Origin of the sequence: Oligella sp. HMSC05A10, from assembly GCF_001808335.1 — a bacterium.
GTDB classification, from domain to species: domain Bacteria; phylum Pseudomonadota; class Gammaproteobacteria; order Burkholderiales; family Burkholderiaceae_B; genus Oligella; species Oligella urethralis.
In genome coordinates this window covers 41453-62693 of sequence record NZ_KV792844.1, presented here as the reverse complement: position 1 = coordinate 62693, position 21241 = coordinate 41453, and the positions used below count along the sequence as shown (strand labels likewise).

Below are 21241 nucleotides of genomic sequence, written 5' to 3'. Positions count from 1 at the left end.
CTATGCTTTTAAATTACGTAATTCTTTACGGATGATTTTGCCCGTAGTCGTCATTGGCAGTTCATCCAAAAAATGAATTTGTCGCGGATATTCGTGTGCTGCGACCCGAGTACGTACGTGGTCCTGTAAATCCTTTTTAAGCTGCTCGCTTGCTACATAGCCTTCTTTTAGTACAACAAATGCTGTGACAATCTCTGTGCGATCTGGATCCGGGATACCGATAACCGCCGCCATACTGATAGCAGGGTGACTTAGTAGTCCGTCTTCAATTGGACCAGGGCCGATACGGTATCCAGCGCTAGTAATTACATCATCATCGCGCCCTATAAAAAAGAAATAAGAGTCTTCATCCATCACGCCACGATCGCCGGTGAGTAGATATTCACCATTAAATTTTTGCTTAGTGGCTTCAGGGTCGTTCCAATAGTAGAGGAACATCACTGGGTCAGGTTTTAAGACAGCAATATCACCTTCTTCACCCGCAGCGACGGGCTCACCTGCGGAGTTGATAATCGTAACATGATGGCCGGGTACAGCTTTACCCATACTGCCGGACTTAGGGGCAAACTTTTTCGCACAACTAGAAACAATCATATTGCACTCGGTTTGACCATAAAACTCATTGATTATGAGATTTAAATTGTCTCGGCCCCAGTCAAGTAGTTCTTTCCCGAGTGTTTCACCACCACTAGCGATTGAACGTAACTTTAATTGTGACCACCTTTGCTGTGGTTTTTCTAAAAATCGCAGCATTTTAAGCGCAGTTGGTGGTAAAAAAGTATGGGTGATTTGATGTTTGTTCATTAAACTAAAAGCATCTTCTGCGTTGAATTTAGAGGCGCGAGAGGCAACTACAGGGCGTCCGTGATGCCATGCCGGCAAAAGCAAATCTAATAGTCCACCAATCCAAGCCCAGTCTGCGGGTGTCCAGAAAATGGTATCATCACTATCCATCTCATTGTTGTGGGAAGTTTCAACGCCAGGTAAATGACCGAGTAACACCCTGTGTGCATGGCAGGCACCCTTTGGTTTACCGGTAGTGCCTGAAGTGAAAATAATGATAGCAGGATCTTCGGCGAGGGTATTTGCGACTTCAAAAGTTAGTGGTTGAGCATTAAGCTCAGACCAGAACGAAAGAGCCTTTTCATCGCTATACTCTTGATTGATATTAAAAATATTTTTTAAACAAGGAATTTCACTACGTATCGTATTGATTTTATCTAAGCCGCCCTGATCGGTAATTAGGGTAGTAATTCCGGCATGAGCGATTCTAAAACTAAGCGCATCCAAGCCGAACAAAGCAAATAGCGGAACGGCAATAGCACCTAACTTATAAGTCGCTAAATGAGCAATGCCGGTTGCCAAACCCTGAGTTAATAAAATACCAACACGATCGCCTTTTTTTACGCCAGTCGCTTTAAGTGCATTGGCAAATTGATTAGAAAAATCACGCAGTTGATCAAAACTGTAGTGCTTGGTCTCACCAGCAACTTCTTCTATTAGTGCTAATCGTCCACTACCGTCGGCCCATTTATCACACGTGTCGACAGCAATATTGTAATACTCAGGTATTTGCCAAGAAAATCTGCTCATTTTTAACCATCCCTCCTAATTAAAATCACACACGCTCATACACCACAAAATCAAAATCATAATTATTGTCAATAGGTTGGGGGCTACGGCTAACTTCCTTCCAGGTGTTTTTATCTAGTGCTGGAAAGGCGGTATCACCCTCAATCTGATTGTGAATTTCAGTGGCATAGACTTTATTAACCACATCAGCTGCCAGCGCTTCGGCATAAATCTGCCCACCGCCGATAATAAAAATATCCTGCGCCGGTGCTTTTTCTTTGGCTAGGGCAATCGCAGCGTCGAGATCAGCAACGAGTTCAGCGCCTTCGGCGATATAGCTGGCATCACGGCTAATCACAATATTCAAACGCCCTGGAAGGGGACGCCCTAAGGACTCCCAGGTGATGCGGCCCATAATAATCGGCGCACCCATGGTGGTCTTTTTAAAATAGGCTAAATCCGCAGGGATGTGCCAAGGCATTTGTCCCTGCAGACCGATGATATTGTTTTTTGAATAAGCCACAATAATATTAATACTTGGCATGCTTTATTCCTTTGTAAAGCGCTAATTTATACAGCCACTGGCGCCTTGATATGTGGATGGTGCTGATAGTTTTCAAACTCAAAATCTTCAAAGCGATAATCGAAAATTGAGTCAGGTTTGCGCAAAATCTTTAATTGAGGGTAGGGGTAGGGCTCACGCGATAACTGCTCCTTGACCTGCTCAAAATGGTTGGAGTAAATATGTGTATCGCCCCCAGTCCAGATAAATTCACCTACCTCTAAGCCGCATTGCTGAGCAATCATATGGGTGAGTAGTGAGTAGCTCGCAATATTAAAAGGCACGCCTAGGAAAATATCGGCGCTACGTTGATAGAGCTGACAAGACAGCTTGCCTTCTGCCACATAGAATTGAAATAAACAGTGACAGGGCGGTAACTTCATCTCATCGATATTTGCCACGTTCCATGCCGCCACAATATGACGGCGTGAGTCAGGATTGCTTTTGAGCTGCGTCATTAATTGTGCAATTTGATCGATGCTGCCACCGTCTGGTGTTGGCCAACTGCGCCATTGGACTCCATAAACGGGACCCAATTCCCCCGCTGCATCAGCCCATTCATCCCAAATCGTTACCCCATGCTCCTGTAACCAACGAATATTAGAATCACCACGTAAAAACCATAGTAATTCATAAATCACGCTGCGCAAGTGGATTTTTTTTGTAGTAACGAGCGGAAAGCCCTGTTGTAAATCAAAGCGCATCTGATAGCCAAAATGTGAGCGTGTGCCGGTGCCTGTGCGATCCGACTTGTCAACACCATGGTCAAAGACAAAGCGCATCATTTGCTCATACTGATCAGAGCGAGCTGCCTGATTGCTAGTGAAAATATCCTGTGAACTCATTACTTAAACTTCCTCAATCCGATAGGAATGTGTAATTTCAGCGGTTTTATTTAGCATGGCCACGGCGGAACAATACTTTTCATGGCTTAGGTTAATGGCGCGTTCGACTACTTTGTCTTGTAAGTCGCGACCGCTGACGATAAATTCGAAGTGAATTTTGGTAAATACCTTGGGGTCTGTTTCAGCACGTTCCGAGGTGATATTTAAACGACAACGGCGAATATCCTTGCGGCTGCGTTGTAAAATCATCACCACATCATAGGCTGAGCAGGCACCAGCGCCGCTTAGCAAGGTTTCCATGGGGCGAGGGGCCAGATTATTACCGCCGCCCTCAGGCGGTCCATCCACGGTTAAGGTATGACCACTACCGGTTTGGCAAACAAATAACATACCCTCGGGACCATTCCATTCGACAGAGCATTGCATAATCTGATTTCCTTATAGCTATTCTTAAGATTCAATCGTATCTAACATTATGCCGTTTTAGTAGCGCTAATGGGTTATTTGATGGCTAAAAGAGGGCTAAAAATTAGCGACTACACGGTATGGGCATGTTAGTGTATTGAAGTTTTTTTGAAAAATGTCAAAAATACAACAATCACATCGTGCACCTAGGGTTTTCATTAGTTTTTTCTTGCAACGCAACAAAAACTTTGTTAATATTTAATTGTTGTCGGGTTATTAGGGTTTGTCCTATAGCTCGCAGTGATTTAAACTGGAGTTTGATTAGTTTTCTCCTTACTAACTCAGACTTTAGTTTATGCAGATGTCTCCTCCACCCTCCTCCTTTGGTGGATTTGCCCGGAATCTTTTGATTCCGGGTTTTTTTTGCAAAAAATTTGCTGCCCTAATGCTCAGTCGATGTAAGGACGGCTGGCCAAACGTCTGTTTTTATCAACAATGGCTGAACATGTCCAATAAATAACAATTCATCGTTGTTGCAAATTACAATATCTTTTAATACCTTAATACTCCCTCAGCTGTTAGACTTGCAGCACACAGGGTAGAGGCATTAAGTGGGCGTCAGTGCAAATGACTTACTTAAGTGCCTTTTTCAACTAATTCATTCTTTTTATAGTAGAACGTTGTGACAGAAGCTTGGCAATATCTTTTGATTTGTATTGTGGCTTTTTCGGTGGGCGGTTTGATTATCGCCTCCGAGCGTTGGCATGGGCGCTTTACTGGTGACTCTGATCTGAATAAGCCACAGGCCTCGCATGTACGGTCCACGCCGCGTATTGGTGGCTTAGCCGTGTTCGCGGGGACCTTGGCGGGCTTGTTGGTTTTAGGGAGGCCGGACAATACTACGCTCAATTGGTTTTGGCCAGCGCTATTTGTGGCTGCCATGCCGGTGTTTGTGGCAGGCATTTTAGAGGATATTACCAAGGACATCGGTGCGGGTAAGCGTTTATTAGCAGCCTTTGCATCGGCTGCCATTGCCTGGTGGTTTTTTGGTGGCGTCTCCCGTGTAGGCTTTGAATGGCTTGATTGGGTGCTTAGTTTTTGGCCGGTATCTTTACTCTTTACTATGGTAGCGGTCGGTGGCTGTACCCATGCCATGAATTTAATTGATGGGATGAATGGTCTTGCCGGCATGGTCTCTTGCTTAATTGCCATTTCACTGGCCTTAGTAGCCTATCAGGTCAATGACACGGCAATTTTTGTCATCGCTTTAGCCATGGCTTCTGCGGTGATGGGCTTTTTGGTGTGGAATTTTCCCTTCGGGCGCGTGTTTTTAGGCGATGGTGGCGCTTATTTTATCGGCTTTATGTTGGCTGAGTTGGCGGTGCAATTAGTAGCGCGCAATCCTTCGGTATCACCTTTTTATGCCATTGCGGTGCTGTTTTATCCGGTTTTTGAAACCATGTTTTCGATTTGGCGTCGTCGCTTTATCCGTAAAGTGCGGGTAGATCAGCCGGATGCCTTGCATTTACATCAATTAATTTTCCGCCGCTTAGTGAGAGTGACCTTCAGTCGTGATAGTCGCGACAGTGTACCGGCCTTATGTAATGCCTTAACCTCACCTTATTTGTGGGTACTGTGTTTGATTGGTTTAGTACCCGCCACGATTTTCTGGGATCAGGCATGGTTCCTATGCCTGTCTATGTTTGTGTTCTCAGTGCTATATTTGTGGCTGTACTCGCGTTTAGTGAACTGGCGTTGTCCGCGTTGGTTGTTATTACCCTCTGTGTTTAGTCGCAGATAAATGATATGTATTATTGTGTTGTTAGGAGTTTGCCTTGAAGTTGGAAGATATTAAACTTGCAGTGATTGGTCTAGGCTATGTGGGTTTGCCACTGGCCGTGGAGTTTGGTAAAAAGCGTTCGGTGATTGGTTTTGATATTAACCGTCAGCGCGTTGAGGAATTACAAGGCGGTCATGATCATACGCTTGAAGTCGGGTCCGAGGATTTGGCAGCAGCAACGCATTTGCGTTATGCCCACGATCCTGAGGAATTACGCGAGGCCAATGTCTATATTGTGACGGTACCAACACCGATTGATGCGTATAAGCGTCCTGATTTGACCCCCTTAATTAAGGCCTCGGAGATGTTGGCTAAGGTCTTGCAGCGGGGTGATATTGTGATTTATGAATCCACGGTTTACCCCGGGGCGACTGAGGATGATTGTGTGCCAGTGCTAGAGCAGTTTTCTGGTCTTAAGTTTAATCAGGATTTTTTTGCCGGCTATAGTCCAGAGCGTATTAATCCAGGTGATAAGGAGCGTCGCGTTAGCAATATTGTGAAGGTGACTTCAGGCTCTACGCCCGAGGTGGCAGCCTTAGTTGATCAGTTGTATCAGCAAATTATCACCGCCGGTACGCATCAGGCACCGAGTATTAAGGTGGCTGAAGCGGCCAAAGTGATTGAGAACACACAACGTGATGTCAATATTGCCTTAATTAATGAATTAGCGATCATTTTTAATCGTATGGGCATTGATACGGAAGCCGTGCTAAAAGCTGCCGGCACCAAGTGGAACTTCTTGCCATTCCGTCCGGGTTTGGTGGGTGGTCATTGTATTGGTGTGGACCCCTATTATTTAACCCATAAAGCGCAGTCTATTGGTTATCATCCCGAGATTGTGTTGGCGGGTCGTCGTTTAAATGACAGCATGGGTACCTATGTTGTGGCTCAGCTGATTAAAGCCATGACAAAAAAGCGAATTCAGGTGCAAGATTCTCGCGTCTTAGTCATGGGTCTGACTTTTAAGGAAAATTGCCCGGATCTGCGTAACACACGGGTAGTGGATATTATTCATGAACTGGCCGAATACAATATTAACGTCGATGTCTATGATCCATGGGTAGATCCAGAAGAATGTGAGCGTGAATACGGTATTAAACCCATTCAAAGCCTAGCAGAGGGCGTGTATGATGCGATCATACTGGCGGTGGGGCATCATCAATTTAAAGCGATGGGGGCAGCTAAAATCCACGCCACCGGTAAACCTGAGCATGTATTGTACGATCTCAAATATCTCTTTGATGAGTCTGAGACTGATTTGCGTCTGTAGTCTTTGTGGGTTTGCTTAATTTATTTTTAACATCGTTATGAGTACTAAATTTGAAGCAGTCAAGCAACAACTCCTAGCCCAACCCAAAACATGGTTGGTTACGGGCTGTGCTGGTTTTATCGGCTCCAATCTATTGGAGTTTTTATTAAAGCATCAGCAAAAAGTCGTGGGTCTGGATAATTTTTCCACCGGCTTTCAGCATAATCTTGATGAAGTGCAAGCTCAGGTGACGCCTGAACAGTGGGCGGGTTTTCGCTTTATTGAGGGCGATATACGTGATTTGGCGACGTGTCGTGAAGCGGTCAAGGGCGTGGATTATGTCTCTCATCAGGCAGCCTTAGGCTCGGTGCCGCGCTCCTTAAATGACCCGCTCACAAGCAATGCGGTCAATATTGACGGTGCCTTAAATATGATGGTGGCGGCGCGTGATGAGGGGGTACAGTCCTTTGTTTTTGCAGCCTCTAGCTCGACCTATGGTGATCATCCGGCGCTCCCTAAGCAGGAGCCGATCATTGGTAATCCCTTGTCGCCTTATGCGGTGACTAAGTATGTCAATGAATTATACGCCCGTGTTTTTGCCATGAGTTATGGTTTTAAATCCATTGGTTTGCGTTATTTTAACGTCTTTGGTAAGCGTCAAACGCCGGACGGCGCATATGCGGCCGTGATTCCTAAGTGGACGGCGGCGATGATCCACGGTGAGCCAGTGGTGATTAATGGCGATGGCGAAACCAGTCGCGACTTTTGCTATATCGATAATACGGTGCAGGCAAATATTCTCAGCGCCTTGCAGATGCCAGACTCTGGTTTTGAAGTGTATAACGTGGCCCTAAATCACCGTACCTCACTCAATGAGCTCTTCGGCTTTTTACAGGAGCTGTTGCAGGAAAATGGCATTGCTTATGAGCAAGCGCCTATTCACCAGGACTTTAGAGCAGGTGATGTGCGACATTCCCAAGCCGATATCTCTAAAATCACTCAGCAACTGGGTTATCAGCCAACGCATAGTATTCGAGAGGGCTTGGCTGAGGCCATGCCGTGGTATATCAATTTTCTGAAGTAAGTCGTGTTGTCTAAGCGTCTTAAAGCTCTGGACGGAGACCACCTGCGAATTGCCAAAGGCGCTTTGCGGGTGGCTTTTTTCTTGTTTATCGGGAAAATAGCGGGTGCGCTCAAAGAAATGGCGGTGGCAAATCGCTATGGGGTGAGTGATGTGGTCGATGCCTACCAGTTCACCATGACCATGAGTACCTGGTTGCCGAGCACCTTGGTGGGCGTTTTTTCGATGGTGCTAATTCCTAGCTTTGTGAAGTTGCGGCATGATGTTGAAGCAGAGCAGCATCGCTTTATTTCCCAATGTGAGGGCATCTTATTGCTGCTCGGGGTGTTGCTAAGCGGCTTGACCTTTTACTTATGGCCATGGGTGCTAACGCACGCGGCCGAGGGCTTTAGTGCGGAGACCAAGGCCTTGAGTCAACGTATGATTTATGGCTTTGCCCCCACGGTGATTCTGATTCTGCTGATTGGTCTCAGTATGTCCCGCTTAAGAGCGCGTGAAAAACATATTAATACCTTGTTAGATAGTTTGCCTGCGCTCTTTATTTTATTGTGGATTTTACTGAGTCCAGGTGATACCTCAGTGGTGCCTCTGTTATGGGGCACCTTATTAGGCTATCTGGTGCAGGCATTCGTTTTACAAATATTAGCCGCGCGGGCTGAACCGCATCGCGCTTGGTTTAAGCCCTCGATTAGTCTATCGTCACCGTATTGGGCGGCGGTGATCAGTGCTGCCGGTGTGATGTTAATCGGGCAGGTCGCCATGAGCTTTGTGGGACCCTTGGATCAAATGATTGCGGCAAAACTCGGTGATAATGCGAATGCCACTTTGGGTTATGCGGCACGGGTGCTATCGTTAATTATCGGCTTGGGGGCAGCTTCTGTGGGGCGTGCCGCCTTGCCGGTGTTGGCCGATGTACAGGCACAAGGTGAGTATGCCAAAGCGCGTTCAATGGCCCTAAAATGGGCCTTAGGGATGATGGGGCTTGGCGTGTTGGCGGTGCTAGTGCTGTGGTTATTGAGTCCTTACTTGGTGCAATTACTCTTTCAACGTGGCGCCTTTAGTGCGGACAATACTGCTACAGTCACTTCCGTCATGCGTTATGGCTTATTACAACTCCCGTTTTATTTTGGTGTGTTGATTTTAGTTCAATTGATGGCCAGTCAAAATCGCTATACCTTGATGGCAGCCATCGCCGTGGCAAATTTCGCACTTAAAGCGGTATTAAGTTTCTACTTAGCTCCTATCATGGGTGCTGAGGGTATTATGTTAGCCACAGCCATGATGTATTTACTATCTTTTTGCTGTTATTTTGTGGCAGTGACGGTGATTAAGCCCGGATTTGTGAAAATCTGAAACGGATCGGTATTGTGATAGCCAAGCTGGGACAAATTTCTTAAAATTACGATGAGCGTGCTTAAGTTTCAATAGGTTGTATGTTAAGGAATCAATTACATAGTCGCATTCTTCTATATATTCCCTCGTTGCGTGGTGGGGGAGCGGAGCGTGTCGCTGTTGAGTTGGCTAGGCGTTGGGCGTACGATGGCTATGAAGTGATTGTATTGACGCAAGCAGATCCCGCCACCGATGTTTACCCATTGGATGCGCGCGTGCAGCGCGTCAGTTTAGATACTTTCGGTAGGACTGGTTTGTTTGCGCATTTGACGCAGATTCGACGCTTACGTCGTGAGCTTAAGCGTTATCGTCCAGATCTGTTGGTGTCTTTTATGACATCCGCATCAATTTTTTCGGTGATAGCAGCGATGGGCTTACCTTGTCAGGTGATTGTGACGGAGCATGCTTATCCACCTTTTCAAAAGCTGTCAAAGCATTGGCAGCGTCTCAGACGATTTTTTTATCCTAAAGCTGCGCGCGTTGTTACCTTAACCCAAGCGACTGCCGATTATTTAAAAAAAGAGATTCCCAAAGCCTCCTTTTGCGTAATTCCAAATGCGGTGCAATGGCCTCTGGAGCAGCATGAGCCTAGAGTGCAAATACCCAAGGGGGAGGGTAAAAAATGGCTCTTAGCCGTCGGTAGGCTGCAGCCCGTCAAAGGCTTTGATTTATTGATTAAAAGCTTTGCTAAGTTTGCCGATGCCTATCCTCAGTGGGATTTATTGATTTTAGGAGAGGGGCCAGAGCGTGATAGTTTAGCGCAACAAATTGAGCGTGCTGGTCTGCAACAACGTGTCTTTTTAGTAGGGCGTGTTGGTAATATGCAGTGGTGGTATAGTCAAGCTGATTTATTTGTGCTGAGCTCGCGCTCCGAGGGTTTATCAAATAGTCTACAAGAGGCGATGTCCTGTGGTTTGCCTTGCGTGGCTTATGATTGTGATGTGGGCCCACGCGAGTTAATTCGGCATGATATTGACGGCTATTTGGTGTCGCAAACTGAGTCCGTTGATGCACTAAAAGACAGCATTGTCAGCTTGATTCGAGACCCTCAACGCATGGAGGATTATGCTCGGCGTGCGGTAGATATGCGTGACCGCTATAGTATGCGCCGCATTAGCGGTATGTGGCATAAGCTCTTCCAAGACGTTTTACAAAATAAACGCTAAAAGGCCATCCAATGCAGCCACTTGAGGCCGCAGCAAGCGGCAGAAAAATCCTTATACTGATCAGCTCAATGAACGCCGGTGGTGCCGAACGGGTGGTGGCCACCTTGGCGAATAATTGGGTGCGTCTAGGTCATGAGGTACGAATTGTGCCTTGTTTTGCGCAAGGCACCGGTCAGTCTTTTTACCCCCTTGATGAGCGTATTGATTTGCATTGGCTGGCCCAAGACCTACCTCGATCCAAACTTTTGGCTCGTCTGTTTAAACCCTTGGTGCTGCGTCGTTTACTTAAACAATGGCAAGCGGATGTGGTCGTTTCTTTTTTAACAAATGTCAATGTCACGGCGCTACTAGCAACGCTCGGCCTAACACAGCCGGTCATTGTTTGTGAGCGCACCGATCCCTTATCAGAAAGCCATTTGCCACTGATATTGAGAAAGCTTAGAAAAGTGCTTTATCCCAAAGCGGCTGCGGTGATGCTACAAACGCAGGCTGCCGCTAGCGATTATGCAGCGTTAAATCCCGCTATTAAGCAGGTGCCGACCATTGCTAATCCGCTATCTGATGCTTTGGTGGCGGAATTACGTACAAGCGCGAGCGCTCAAGCAAGGCCAGAAGCAAGTCAGTCGCCGCCTAAGGTATTATTGGCGATGGGGCGCTTGGTGCCCATTAAGCAATACGCTTTTTTAATCAATTGCTTTGCGGCAGTGGCCAAGGATTTCACCGATTGGCAATTACATATTTATGGCTCAGGTCCCTTAGCGGAATCCTTGCAAGCACAGATTGATGAGCTAGGCTTATCAAATCAAGTGCTATTAAAGGGAGCGACCAAAACGCCTTGGCAATGTATGCGTGCTGCTGATGCCTTTGTGATGACTTCTGAGCGTGAAGGCTTTCCTAATGTGTTATTAGAGGCCATGGCGAATGGCTTAGCCTCGATTGCCATTGATTGCCCCTATGGTCCAGCCGAAGTTAGCCAAGGGGGTAACTTGGCCCTATTAGTGCCATTCTCCAAGAACAGTGCGGGGCACTATGATCACAGCACGCAGGCGGCATTTATTGATGCCTTAAGACAGTTGCTGGCCAATGATGCGCTTAGGCAACGTTTGGCGGCAGAGGGTCAAGCCTATGTGCTCAAAGAATACGCCACCGAACGCATTTTGCAGCATTGGGAGGCCTTGTTTCAAACCTTAGGGATTAAGTCCTGTGTGACTGCCCAAAGCTCAGCGCCTAAGGGTTTAAAGGTGTTGCATTTAATCAGTGGTTTAGGCCATGGTGGCGCAGAAACGGTGCTGCAGCGCTTGGTGACTCATGCTAAAAAAGACCGGCATTGTGTGCTTAGTATGCAGGATGAGGGGGTGATTGGTCCGGCACTGCGGGCAGCGGGTATTGAATTGCATTGCTTAAACATGCCACCCGGCAAAATGTCCATCGGCGATTTTATGCGCCTACGCAAGACCTTAAAGCAATTAGCCCCCGATGTGGTGCAATGCTGGATGTACCATGCCGATATGGTGGGCGGTTTGGCAGCGCGTTTGGCCGGTATTAGGACGGTGCTTTGGGGGGTGCGTAACTCCGGCGATAATCTAGCCAGCAGTAGCCGTTCCTCCTATATTTTAGCCCGCTATTTTGCTTGGACTTCGTATTTGATTCCCCGTTTGATTGTGTTCTGTGCCGAGTTGGCAGCACAGCGGCATCGTGCCTGGGGTTACCAAGCTGCTAAAATTCGTGTGATTCCTAATGGCTATGATCTTAGTCGTTGGCAGCCAGCAAGCCCTGCACATAAAAAGGCCATGCGAGAGCAGTTGGGTCTGGCCATTGAGGATGAGGTGATCGGCTTTGTGGCCCGTTGGAACCCATTAAAAAATCATGCCAATTTGATTCAAGCGATGGCACATTTGCAAGCACAGCGCCCTGGTCTTAAATTATTGCTTATCGGTGAGGGCTTGGATAGCAGTAATGCAGAGCTCATGGCGCTCTTAGCCGAGGCCCAATTAGTGGTGGGGCAGCAGGTGTTGCTACTCGGGCGGCGGGACGATGTGCCTGCCTTAATGCCTATTTTAGATCTGCATGTATTAGCGAGCTTGGCCGAGGGTTTTCCCAATGTGGTGGCCGAAGCCATGGCTTGTGAAGTGCCAAATGTGGTCACCAATGTAGGCGATGCCGCCTTTATTGTAGGGGAGGTAGGTTGGGTCGTGCCACCCCAGGATGCGGCTGCCCTAGCGCAAGGCATTGATCAAGCACTGACGTTTTTAACCGGTGCTGAAGCCGCTCAGTTTAAGCGGCAATGCCGTCAACGGGTATTGGATAATTTCAGTCTACCCAAAATGGTTCAAGCCTATGAAGCAGTTTGGCGTGAAGCCATAGACAAATAAGGGAACGGTACGTATGCAAAAAATACTTATGGTGGTCAATAACCCAGCATTTTTTCTCTCCCACCGTTTAAATGTTGCACTAGCCGCTAAGGCGCAAGGTTACCAGGTGGTGATTGCCACCATGGATGGTCCGGCAGTAGCCACGATTAAAGCGCATGGCTTTGAGCATGTGGTATTCCCAATGCGTCGTAGTGGCATGAACCCCGTGATTGAATTAGCGAGTATCTGGGCGCTTTATCGAATGTTTAAGCGGGTACAACCGGATTTAGTGCATTTGGTAACGATTAAGCCGCTGCTTTACGGTGGCATTGCCGCTCGTTTAGCAGGCATCAAGGCGGTGGTCTATGCGGTCTCCGGCATGGGTTTTTTATTTACCGGTGAGCGCAGCCAATTGAATGTGGTTAGCTTGATTACACGTCAACTCTATCGTTTAGCGCTAGCGCACCCGAATAGTCGCGTGATTGTGCAAAATACAACGGATAAAGCCACCTTGCAATCGATGACGCAGCTTAAGGATGAGCAATTAGTATTAATCCGTGGTTCGGGGGCGGATTTAAATCATTACCAATACTTGCCGGAACCCCCGGCACCACCTATCGTGGTGACGATGGCAGCACGCTTACTACGAGATAAGGGGGTTAGGGAGTTTGTGAGTGCAGCGCGTCTTGCTAAGGCCCAAGGGCGTGATGATATTATTTGGCAATTAGCGGGGAGTCCCGATCCTGGTAATCCTGCCTCTATTAGCGAGCAGGAGCTGGCCCAATGGCAGCGTGAGATTCGCTATCTAGGTGAGGTGGAGGATATCGCTGAGTTGTATAGTCAATCTCACATAGTTGCTTTGCCCTCCTATCGCGAGGGCCTACCAAAGTCCTTAGTTGAAGCTGCTGCCTGCGGTAGGGCGGTGGTGACGACTGATGTGCCGGGTTGCCGAGATGCCATCGAGAGCGGCGTCACCGGTTTTTTAGTGGAAGTGTGTGATGCTGAAGCGCTCTATGAGGCGGTGTTGAAATTGGCAGATGATGCGGAATTACGTCAATCCATGGGGCGTGCCGGTCATCAACTGGCTTTGGAGGAGTTTGACGAAAAGCTGATCGCAAATAAGCAAGTAGCCCTTTATCAGGCACTACTTGCTTAATCTATTGGCTTAGAATGGCAATTCACTCTGCGGTCTAATTGCTAAAATAGCTGCTCTAAACTCTGCTTTAATACGTCTTAACGCCTCCTCATTCTGTGCCTCAAAGCGTAGTACCACCACCGGGGTAGTATTGGAAGCACGTGCTAAGCCAAAGCCGTCAGCATATTCTGCGCGTACGCCATCGATTTGATTGGTACTGAGTGCGCTAGGGAATTGGCCCTCACGCTGTAGTCGTTCAATCAAGGCATGTGGCTCGCCTTCTTGCATGGCTAGCTTTAATTCCGGTGTGGAAAGATCCTGCGGTAGTGCTGCTAGGGTGCCATTCGGATCCTCGACTTGGGAGAGAATTTCTAATAAACGAGCGCCCGCATATAGACCGTCATCAAAGCCGTACCAACGCTCTTTAAAGAAGATATGACCACTCATTTCACCGGCTAAGGGGCTGCCGATTTCGGCCATTTTTGCTTTGACCAACGAGTGACCGGTCTTCCACATTAAAGGCTTACCGCCGGCAGCTTTAATCGCTTCACCGACATGCCGACTGCATTTCACATCATAAATAATGGTGCTGCCAGGAACGCGCTTTAATACATCTCTTAAAAAGAGAATTAATTGGCGATCGGGCCAGATAATCTCACCGCTTTTAGTGACCACACCCAAGCGGTCGGCATCCCCGTCAAAGGCTAAGCCAAGCTCACAATCGGTATTTTGTAGATGCTTGATAATCGCTTGTAAGTTGTTTGGATCGGCTGGGTCGGGGTGGTGATTAGGAAAGCTACCATCGACCTCACAATAGAGTTCATCGACCTCACAGCCCAAGGCTTGAAAAAGCTTGGTGGCTGCCACCGCACCTACGCCATTACCACAATCAATAACGATTTTCATGGGGCGGGCTAATTTGACATCACGGCTAATACGGGCAATATACGCTTCGATCACATTCTCTGTAGTGGCTTGGCCCTGCGCCTCGGGTGTACGCTCCGCTGCAATTGCTGTACCGCTTAAGGCCTGCATCTCTCTATGCAGTGAGGAAATATCTTCGCCGTAAATGGCCTTGCCGTCTAGCATGATTTTAAAACCATTGTAGGCGGGCGGATTATGACTGCCGGTAATGGCAACCGCTAGGCCGATGGCATGCTCAGCTGCTTGATAATAAACCATCGGCGTAGGCACCATGCCGATATCCAGCGTATTGATACCCTCAGCACGCATGCCTGCCGTGAGTGCCGCTGCGAGTTCGGGACTGCTGTGCCGGCCATCATAGCCCACCACGGCCTCATGAATACCCAGTGTCAGTGCGCGTCGTGCCAAGGCGCGCCCTAGTAACTGCGCAAACGGGGCATTTAATTCGCTGGGCACAATGCCGCGAATATCATAGGCTTTATAGACTTGTGGCGGGAGCTCGAGAAATTGTGTCACAAAATCACCTTTGCATGAAGTACAGTACATTAAACAGTTAAAGAAGTATAATACCAGTACATTAGGATATGTCCGCATTTCATCTATTATTTAGGTTTCATAATGAGTTTAATCAATGATTTAGTTAGTATCGTCGGCGCCGAGCACGTATTAGAGGGTGAGGAAGCGGCGCCATATTTAAGCGATTGGCGTAATCGCTACAAGGGTCGTGCCCAAGCGGTGGTTCGTCCGGCTAATACGCAGGAAGTGGCTGATGTTGTTAAGCTATGCGCTCGTTATGAAGTGCCGATGGTGACACAGGGTGGTAATACCGGCCTTTGCGGCGGGGCCACCCCGAGTAACAAAGGCGATGCGGTGCTGATTTTGATGACTCGTCTAAACCATATTCTTAACGTCGACACGGTTAACGATACCATCACGGTACAGGCGGGTTGTATTTTGCAACAGGTACAGGAGGCCGCCGCTAAGCATGAGCGTTTATTCCCGTTAAGCTTGGCCGCCGAGGGGAGTTGCACTATCGGTGGTAATCTTGCTACCAATGCTGGTGGCACCCAGGTGCTACGCTATGGTAATGCCCGCGATTTAGCCTTAGGTCTTGAGGTGGTGACACCCGAAGGCGATATTTTGAATGGTCTTAAGGGCTTACGCAAGGATAATACCGGTTACGACTTACGCAATTTATACATCGGTAGCGAGGGTACCTTAGGTATTATTACGGCGGCGACCTTAAAGCTGTATCCACAGCCGGCTGCCGAGTGCACTGCCTTAGTTGCCTTTGAGTCCTTGGATGATGCCTTATATATGTTGAACTATTCACGCAAAGGCTTTGCCTCACGCTTGGAAGGCTTTGAGTTGATGTCGGACTATTGTCTGAAAATTGTGAATGAGTGCTTCCCTGAGCAGTCCTTGCCATTGAGTTTGGATTACCCGTGGTATGCTTTAATTCATATTGCCGACAGCGATAGTGAGGAGCAGGCACGCGAGATTTTCCACCGTGTGTTAGAGCAAGCCTTAGAGGACGATATTATTCAGGATGCAGTTTTAGCCGAGTCCTTACAGCAGGCGCATGATTTGTGGCATTTGCGTGAGAGTATTCCTTTGGCTGAAGCGATGGTAGGTCAGGGGATTAAAAACGATATTTCAGTACCTATCTCCAGAATTGCGCCTTTTGTGGATGATACCAATACAGCCTTACAGTCATGGTACCCAGGCGTGCGACACATTATTTTCGGTCATTTAGGTGACGGTAATTTACACTATAATATCGGCGCCCCGGTTGGCGAAGAAGAGGGCTTTTTATCGAAGCAGGAAGAGGCCTTTAAAATCGTTTTTGATAGTGTGGTTGACTACGATGGTTCAATCAGTGCTGAGCATGGTATCGGTCAGCTCAAAAAGGATATGTTGCCTGACTATAAAGACGAGGTTGAGATCGCTGTGATGCGCAAAATTAAGCGCGCACTTGACCCCCTAGGTTTGATGAACCCAGGTAAAGTCATTGATAGCGTGGATTTTGATTATTAATTGAGTCCAAGGCTTAATCTCATAGCAGACCCGGTAAGCGCGTGTTACCGGGTTTTTTGTGTGCTGAACGTTTTAGTAGCGTTGACATTTCACACAATAGTAGGTGGCGCGTTGACCCTGGACGATTTTTCTAATTGGCGTGCCACAGACATGGCAGGGCTGATTTTCCCGATCATAGACATTGGCATGAATTTCAAAATAGCTGCCGGGCTCACCGTTGGCGTTTAAAAAGTCTCTGAGGGTGCTGCCGCCACTGGCTAGCGCTGCATTCAAAGTGCTTAAAATGGCAGCGTGTAAGCGCTCAACACGAGCTTTGGAGAGCGATTGTGCACTCACCTTTGGGTTGATCTTGGCTAAAAAAAGACTTTCGGAGGCGTAAATATTGCCTACGCCTACTACGATATCGCCGGCTAACAGCGCCGTTTTAATGGCTTTTTTCTTGCGCTTTAAACCCTGGTATAAATGCGCTATTGTAAAATCCTCACTCAAAGGCTCCACCCCTAGTTGCTTTAATAAGGGGTGCGCTAACACGGGTCCATCGCCATGAGGATGCCAGACCACTGCCCCGAAACGGCGTGGATCATTGAGTCGTACGGTAATATGACCGAAATCCCAAATCACATGATCATGCTTTCGCAGTAGCTCCTCGGCGTGGCATAGACGCATGGAGCCGGACATGCCTAAATGCACTAATAACACACCGCTTTCAAAGTGTAAGAGTAGGTACTTGCCACGACGTTCACATTTTATTAATAATTGACCACTCAAAATCTCTGCCAACTCAGGTAAAATGGGCCAACGGAGCTGTGCTTGATAAATGCTGAGCTTATGTAGGCGTTGACCCTCAATGGCCGGTGCAAGTCCGCGACGCGTGGTTTCGACTTCAGGTAATTCTGGCATAATGTGTGATTAAACTAGTTTATTTGCTGGAGCAACTCGATTTTGCTAAAAAAAATACTAACGCTTCTTACTCTATCACTTTCTGTTCAGGCAGGTAGTCTGGCGACGCCTTTTTACGCCCAAGCGCTTGATACTGCTCCCTTTGCTGCACGTCATTCCAATCTCTTATTCAAAACGCCTAAGGAGATGGGGGAGATTGTATTAAAGCCCTATGTGAGCGTAGAGGATATTTATCAGCTCACTATCATGCATTTGGCGATCGAGGACGAGTACTATGATATTGCTGGACCGATTGCCTTAGAACTCGCAAAATCCAAGGGTTCTAAAGAGCTGGCCAAGATGGCGAGTGCCATTTATGCCATGCTGGAAGAGCCTGAGCGCGCCTTAGAAGCGGCGGCTTTATGGCGTGGCCTGGATGATGAAAGTGAAGAGGCTCATCTGAATTATTTAATCGTTGCAGCCCAAACGGGTGAGTATGAGGGCTTGACCAAGGAGTTAAAACGTCGCTTAGCCCTAAATGTGGCTGCACCAGACGTGGCCTTAGCTGAGGTGGCGGAGTTTTTAGGTCGTCTTAATCAGCCGCAAAAGGCCTTGGAGATATTTCAGGAGTTGATTGCTGAGCCTTTAGCGGTCGCACCTGGTCTTATCAGTGTGTTCTTATCGGATTTTGCGATGTATGCTAACGATGAGGAAATGGCATGGAATGAAGCATTACGGGCGCTGCATGATAAAACGCTCTCGCCCGAGGTGAGCGCAATGGCGGCTAGGCGTATCCTGCAGCTCTCTGAGGGACCGCGTAATTTACAGGCCTTGCACCTAGTGAGTCAATACATTGAGGCCCATCCTGAGCAGCGTGCGGTACGCTTATTGTATGCGCATGTGTTGACGCGGGATAAAAAGTTCGATTTAGCCTTAGAAGAGTTGGCTAAGATGAATGAGCTTAATCCTGAAGACTTTGATTTACTGTACTATCGTGCCCAGGTTGATTATCAAGCAGGAAATCTGCAGGATGCGTTACTGTATTTAGGGCAGTACTTGGCAGTGCAGGAGCAGCGCCGTGAGTCCTTGCCCGATGATCGGACAAATGCTCAAGCCTCGGCGACCGATGCCTATTTTTTAATGGCAAAAATCTATGAGGATTTAGGTGAATATCAAAAGGCGATTGAGCAGTTGACACTGATTGATGAGCCAGCAGCGCAGCATGATGCCTTAATTGAGCAGGCTGCCCTCTACATTAAGTTAAAACGCTATACCCAAGCGCATGCCTTATTAGAGCAAATTCAACCCGAAGATGATGAGCAGAGCTATGTGCGTGCCTTATTGATGAATGCTGCGCTTAGTCGGGATCGGGGCGAGTACACGATGGGTTTGGAATACATTGAGCGAGCCCTAAAGTACTATCCTAATAATCTCTTTATACGCTATAGCCAAGCGATGCTGTTTGAGCAGATGGGTGAAGTGGATAAGGCCATTGCCTTATTAGAGCAGATTTTGCAGGAGGATCCTTTTGATTCCGAATCGTATAATGGCCTCGGTTATGTGTTAGCGGATAATGATCTCCGCTTAGCGGAGGCGACGGAATTGATTGAGCGCGCCTTAGCGATGGCACCGGATAGTGTACATATTCAGGATAGTTACGGTTGGCTGAATTTTCGCTTAGGGCATTTCGCTTTGGCGCAGAGCTATTTGGAAATGGTTTGGGCTAAAGAGCCGATGGCCGAAGTGGCAGCGCATTTGGCCGATGTTTATTATCAAATGGGTGATAAAGGCCAGGCTTTTGAGTATTTACAAAAGGGTTATGAGCTCAATGCCGAGGATCTTACACTAATCGATACGATTGAGCGTTTGGGCTATACCCCTAGCGAGCCGCCAGCGCCGGCTGTCTCAGTTGAGACGGATGGCGCCCCGCAGGAAGCGAGCTCATCAACAACACCTGATTAATCACAAAGGAATATTATGCAGTTTATCCTAAGGAAGGCGTTTATTAGTTTATGCTTAGTTGCCACGGCGCTGTTAGCGGCGTGTAGTGTGACGCCAAGCGTGGACCAACAGCAGATAACAGAGCAAACACGCATTGGTCGCTTTGCGGTATTGGCCTTTGATAAGCGCGAAGGAGTCAATAAGGACGCCGTGCAAGGCGGCTTTGTATGGCGTGATCTTGGCGCCAATCTAGTATTGGATCTGACCAATCCCTTGGGTAGTACCTTAGCCCGGGTGGAGGTCAGTGATTTTCAATCGGTCTTAATTAATAGTGCTGGGCAGCGCATGGTGGCACCGAGTCCGGATGATTTGTTGGCACGAGTCTTAGACGGTCGCCCTTTGCCGGTGAGTGGTATACGCTATTGGGTCAAAGGGGAGTTAATGCCGACGGCCCAAGCGCTGGGGGTAACGCACGATGAGCAAGGGCGCTTACTCACGGCCGAACAAAATGGTTGGCAGATTAGCTTAAGTGAGTATGATGCCAAGGGCCCTACGCGAATGCATTTGCTACGCAATGAGCCAGCCGAGCGTATTAGTGTGCGTTTGAGTGTCGATCGCTAGGGCATGATGAGTGCATTAACGATCAAGACCCCCGCCAAGCTAAATCTTTTTTTGCATGTGACGGGCAGACGTGAGGATGGTTATCATCTGCTGCAAAGTCTTTTTGTGCCTATTGCATGCTACGATCATTTAAGCTTCAAGCTTAATGTGCATGGGCAAATTCGTCGTCTCACGGACAATGCCGGCATTGCGGAAGCCGATGACTTGGTGATTAAAGCGGCACATGGCTTAAAAAAACTGGTGGGACGCACTGATTTGGGCGTGGCGATAGCATTACAGAAAAACATTCCCAGCGGCGCAGGCTTGGGTGGCGGCTCAAGCGATGCGGCAGCGACCTTAATGGCGCTTAATCAGCTTTGGGATTTGCAGCTAAGGCGTGATGAGTTGTTGTCTTTGGCTTTGCAATTAGGGGCCGATGTGCCTTATTTTCTGTATCAAGAAGCAGCGCTGGTTGAGGGGATTGGTGAGCGTATTACACCGCTACGGCAGGACTTAAGGGAGCGCTTGGCGGGGGCGCATTATGTATTGTTGGTGCCTAAACTAGCTATTCCCACGGTCAGTATTTTTCGCGATCCCCGCTTAAAAAGAGATACGTCGCAACTGAGCGTGGCGCAACTTGAAAAGGCGCTGGCTGAAACCGAGCCACTTTGGCGCTATGGGCATAATGATCTGGAGTCTGTAGCGCGTAAGCAGCACCCTGCCTTAGAGGCGATGGTGCAATGGTTGCGTGATTTAGGGATTGAGGTGCGGATGAGTGGGGCCGGTTCCGTGTTTTTTGCGGTGTGTCACACGTCACAGCAGGCTGAGGAGATGGTAGCGCAAGTAAGACAAGCCTATGCTGAATTGCTACAGCGCACAGATGCTGTGGCCGAGCTATTGTGTAGCTTGGCATTGCGTTGTGTAGCCGTAGCGGCGATCTAGTTGATAGCCGTAGGGCAAGGGTATGTCGTCTTTATGTTGCACTTTTGAAACAAATACCTTGTTCTTTTAGATAAAAAGCCTTAAAGCGCTTGTCTTTATCTTAAAACGATGTATAATTTTATCTTTCAGGTGTTGGGCTGTAGCCAAGCTGGTTAAGGCACCGGATTTTGATTCCGGCATGCGAAGGTTCGAATCCTTCCAGCCCAGCCACACTGATTATGCTTTTTTGATTGACCGTACGCTTACGACTAGTTCAACACAGATTATGTGCCTTTCTTGGTTGTAGCTAGTACGGTTTTTTTGTGCCAAAATTTTCTAGC

17 protein-coding genes and 1 tRNA gene are annotated in these 21241 nt (G+C 47.9%); 12 read left to right on the top strand and 6 right to left on the bottom strand.

The annotated features are described in order from the left end of the window. Genes HMPREF3144_RS00270 through HMPREF3144_RS00255 form a run of 4 tightly spaced genes read right to left on the bottom strand, consistent with a single transcriptional unit; the run spans position 1 to position 3405 of the window. Positions 1–1593, bottom strand: coding sequence for an acyl-CoA synthetase (locus HMPREF3144_RS00270; protein ID WP_070475591.1), 1593 nt, complete (start codon positions 1591–1593; stop codon positions 1–3). A gap of 25 nt (positions 1594–1618) precedes the next feature. Beyond that, positions 1619–2116 carry a dihydrofolate reductase gene (locus tag HMPREF3144_RS00265; RefSeq protein ID WP_070475589.1) on the bottom strand — a complete coding sequence of 166 codons (498 nt, stop codon included), beginning with the start codon at positions 2114–2116 and terminating at the stop codon, positions 1619–1621. 26 nt (positions 2117–2142) lie between these two features. Beyond that, positions 2143–2979, bottom strand: coding sequence for a thymidylate synthase (locus tag HMPREF3144_RS00260; RefSeq protein WP_070475586.1), 837 nt, complete (start codon positions 2977–2979; stop codon positions 2143–2145). Positions 2980–2982: 3 nt separating this feature from the next. Further along, positions 2983–3405, bottom strand: a complete 423-nt coding sequence (locus HMPREF3144_RS00255; protein WP_018025859.1) for an OsmC family protein — start codon at positions 3403–3405, stop codon at positions 2983–2985. A 661-nt stretch (positions 3406–4066) separates the two neighbouring features. Between HMPREF3144_RS00255 and HMPREF3144_RS00250 the strand changes: the two genes are divergently transcribed. The 7 genes from HMPREF3144_RS00250 to HMPREF3144_RS00220 all read left to right on the top strand — a co-directional run bounded on the left by HMPREF3144_RS00250 (position 4067) and on the right by HMPREF3144_RS00220 (position 13619). Further along, entirely contained in the window at positions 4067–5185 is a 1119-nt protein-coding gene (locus HMPREF3144_RS00250) for an MraY family glycosyltransferase (RefSeq protein WP_018025858.1), read from the top strand. 34 nt (positions 5186–5219) lie between these two features. After that, a complete protein-coding gene (gene tviB, locus HMPREF3144_RS00245; RefSeq protein WP_018025857.1) occupies positions 5220–6494 on the top strand; it encodes a Vi polysaccharide biosynthesis UDP-N-acetylglucosamine C-6 dehydrogenase TviB in 1275 nt (424 codons plus the stop codon). Positions 6495–6531: 37 nt separating this feature from the next. Next, positions 6532–7557, top strand: a complete 1026-nt coding sequence (locus HMPREF3144_RS00240; protein WP_070475582.1) for an SDR family oxidoreductase — start codon at positions 6532–6534, stop codon at positions 7555–7557. Between the two features lie 3 nt (positions 7558–7560). Continuing rightward, a complete protein-coding gene (gene murJ / locus HMPREF3144_RS00235; RefSeq protein ID WP_026156771.1) occupies positions 7561–8907 on the top strand; it encodes a murein biosynthesis integral membrane protein MurJ in 1347 nt (448 codons plus the stop codon). An 80-nt stretch (positions 8908–8987) separates the two neighbouring features. Next, positions 8988–10112, top strand: coding sequence for a glycosyltransferase family 4 protein (locus HMPREF3144_RS00230; protein ID WP_018025854.1), 1125 nt, complete (start codon positions 8988–8990; stop codon positions 10110–10112). A gap of 11 nt (positions 10113–10123) precedes the next feature. Next, positions 10124–12484: a glycosyltransferase gene (locus tag HMPREF3144_RS11335; protein WP_083290341.1), complete on the top strand. Its 2361-nt coding sequence runs from the start codon at positions 10124–10126 to the stop codon at positions 12482–12484. A gap of 13 nt (positions 12485–12497) precedes the next feature. Then, positions 12498–13619: a glycosyltransferase family 4 protein gene (locus HMPREF3144_RS00220; protein ID WP_070475578.1), complete on the top strand. Its 1122-nt coding sequence runs from the start codon at positions 12498–12500 to the stop codon at positions 13617–13619. Positions 13620–13628: 9 nt separating this feature from the next. On the opposite strand, the gene HMPREF3144_RS00215 is transcribed toward HMPREF3144_RS00220, so the two are convergent. After that, on the bottom strand, positions 13629–15068 hold the full coding sequence (locus tag HMPREF3144_RS00215; RefSeq protein WP_070475574.1) for a phosphomannomutase/phosphoglucomutase: 1440 nt from the start codon (positions 15066–15068) through the stop codon (positions 13629–13631). Between the two features lie 72 nt (positions 15069–15140). On the opposite strand from HMPREF3144_RS00215, the gene HMPREF3144_RS00210 reads away from it, so the two are divergent. Next, positions 15141–16559, top strand: a complete 1419-nt coding sequence (locus tag HMPREF3144_RS00210; protein ID WP_018025850.1) for an FAD-binding oxidoreductase — start codon at positions 15141–15143, stop codon at positions 16557–16559. 72 nt (positions 16560–16631) lie between these two features. Here the strand turns inward: HMPREF3144_RS00210 and mutM are convergent, their stop codons facing one another. Next, the gene (mutM, locus tag HMPREF3144_RS00205; RefSeq protein ID WP_070475571.1) at positions 16632–17459 is read right to left on the bottom strand and encodes a bifunctional DNA-formamidopyrimidine glycosylase/DNA-(apurinic or apyrimidinic site) lyase; all 828 of its coding nucleotides are present in this window, start codon (positions 17457–17459) and stop codon (positions 16632–16634) included. A 42-nt stretch (positions 17460–17501) separates the two neighbouring features. Here mutM and HMPREF3144_RS00200 point away from each other — a divergent pair, with 42 nt between their 5' ends. The 4 genes from HMPREF3144_RS00200 to HMPREF3144_RS00185 all read left to right on the top strand — a co-directional run bounded on the left by HMPREF3144_RS00200 (position 17502) and on the right by HMPREF3144_RS00185 (position 21131). Further along, the gene (locus tag HMPREF3144_RS00200) at positions 17502–19400 is read left to right on the top strand and encodes a tetratricopeptide repeat protein (protein WP_115342697.1); all 1899 of its coding nucleotides are present in this window, start codon (positions 17502–17504) and stop codon (positions 19398–19400) included. A gap of 15 nt (positions 19401–19415) precedes the next feature. Continuing rightward, complete coding sequence (locus tag HMPREF3144_RS00195) at positions 19416–20000, top strand: outer membrane lipoprotein LolB (protein ID WP_070475568.1); 585 nt, start codon at positions 19416–19418, stop codon at positions 19998–20000. Positions 20001–20003: 3 nt separating this feature from the next. Then, the gene (gene ispE, locus HMPREF3144_RS00190) at positions 20004–20921 is read left to right on the top strand and encodes a 4-(cytidine 5'-diphospho)-2-C-methyl-D-erythritol kinase (protein ID WP_070475567.1); all 918 of its coding nucleotides are present in this window, start codon (positions 20004–20006) and stop codon (positions 20919–20921) included. 133 nt (positions 20922–21054) lie between these two features. Then, positions 21055–21131: transfer RNA gene (locus tag HMPREF3144_RS00185), tRNA-Gln, on the top strand. Positions 21132–21241: the final 110 nt, after the last annotated feature.

What these genes read in the sequence shown, in the direction of transcription:
- HMPREF3144_RS00195 (WP_070475568.1), top strand. Translation starts at nt 19,416, where the DNA reads ATGCAGTTTATCCTAAGGAAGGCGTTTATTAGTTTATGCTTAGTTGCC.
- mutM (WP_070475571.1), bottom strand. Translation starts at nt 17,459, where the DNA reads ATGCCAGAATTACCTGAAGTCGAAACCACGCGTCGCGGACTTGCACCG.
- ispE (WP_070475567.1), top strand. Translation starts at nt 20,004, where the DNA reads ATGATGAGTGCATTAACGATCAAGACCCCCGCCAAGCTAAATCTTTTT.
- HMPREF3144_RS00265 (WP_070475589.1), bottom strand. Translation starts at nt 2,116, where the DNA reads ATGCCAAGTATTAATATTATTGTGGCTTATTCAAAAAACAATATCATC.
- HMPREF3144_RS11335 (WP_083290341.1), top strand. Translation starts at nt 10,124, where the DNA reads ATGCAGCCACTTGAGGCCGCAGCAAGCGGCAGAAAAATCCTTATACTG.
- HMPREF3144_RS00220 (WP_070475578.1), top strand. Translation starts at nt 12,498, where the DNA reads ATGCAAAAAATACTTATGGTGGTCAATAACCCAGCATTTTTTCTCTCC.
- HMPREF3144_RS00230 (WP_018025854.1), top strand. Translation starts at nt 8,988, where the DNA reads ATGTTAAGGAATCAATTACATAGTCGCATTCTTCTATATATTCCCTCG.
- HMPREF3144_RS00240 (WP_070475582.1), top strand. Translation starts at nt 6,532, where the DNA reads ATGAGTACTAAATTTGAAGCAGTCAAGCAACAACTCCTAGCCCAACCC.
- HMPREF3144_RS00255 (WP_018025859.1), bottom strand. Translation starts at nt 3,405, where the DNA reads ATGCAATGCTCTGTCGAATGGAATGGTCCCGAGGGTATGTTATTTGTT.
- HMPREF3144_RS00270 (WP_070475591.1), bottom strand. Translation starts at nt 1,593, where the DNA reads ATGAGCAGATTTTCTTGGCAAATACCTGAGTATTACAATATTGCTGTC.
- HMPREF3144_RS00215 (WP_070475574.1), bottom strand. Translation starts at nt 15,068, where the DNA reads ATGTACTGTACTTCATGCAAAGGTGATTTTGTGACACAATTTCTCGAG.
- HMPREF3144_RS00210 (WP_018025850.1), top strand. Translation starts at nt 15,141, where the DNA reads ATGAGTTTAATCAATGATTTAGTTAGTATCGTCGGCGCCGAGCACGTA.
- HMPREF3144_RS00260 (WP_070475586.1), bottom strand. Translation starts at nt 2,979, where the DNA reads ATGAGTTCACAGGATATTTTCACTAGCAATCAGGCAGCTCGCTCTGAT.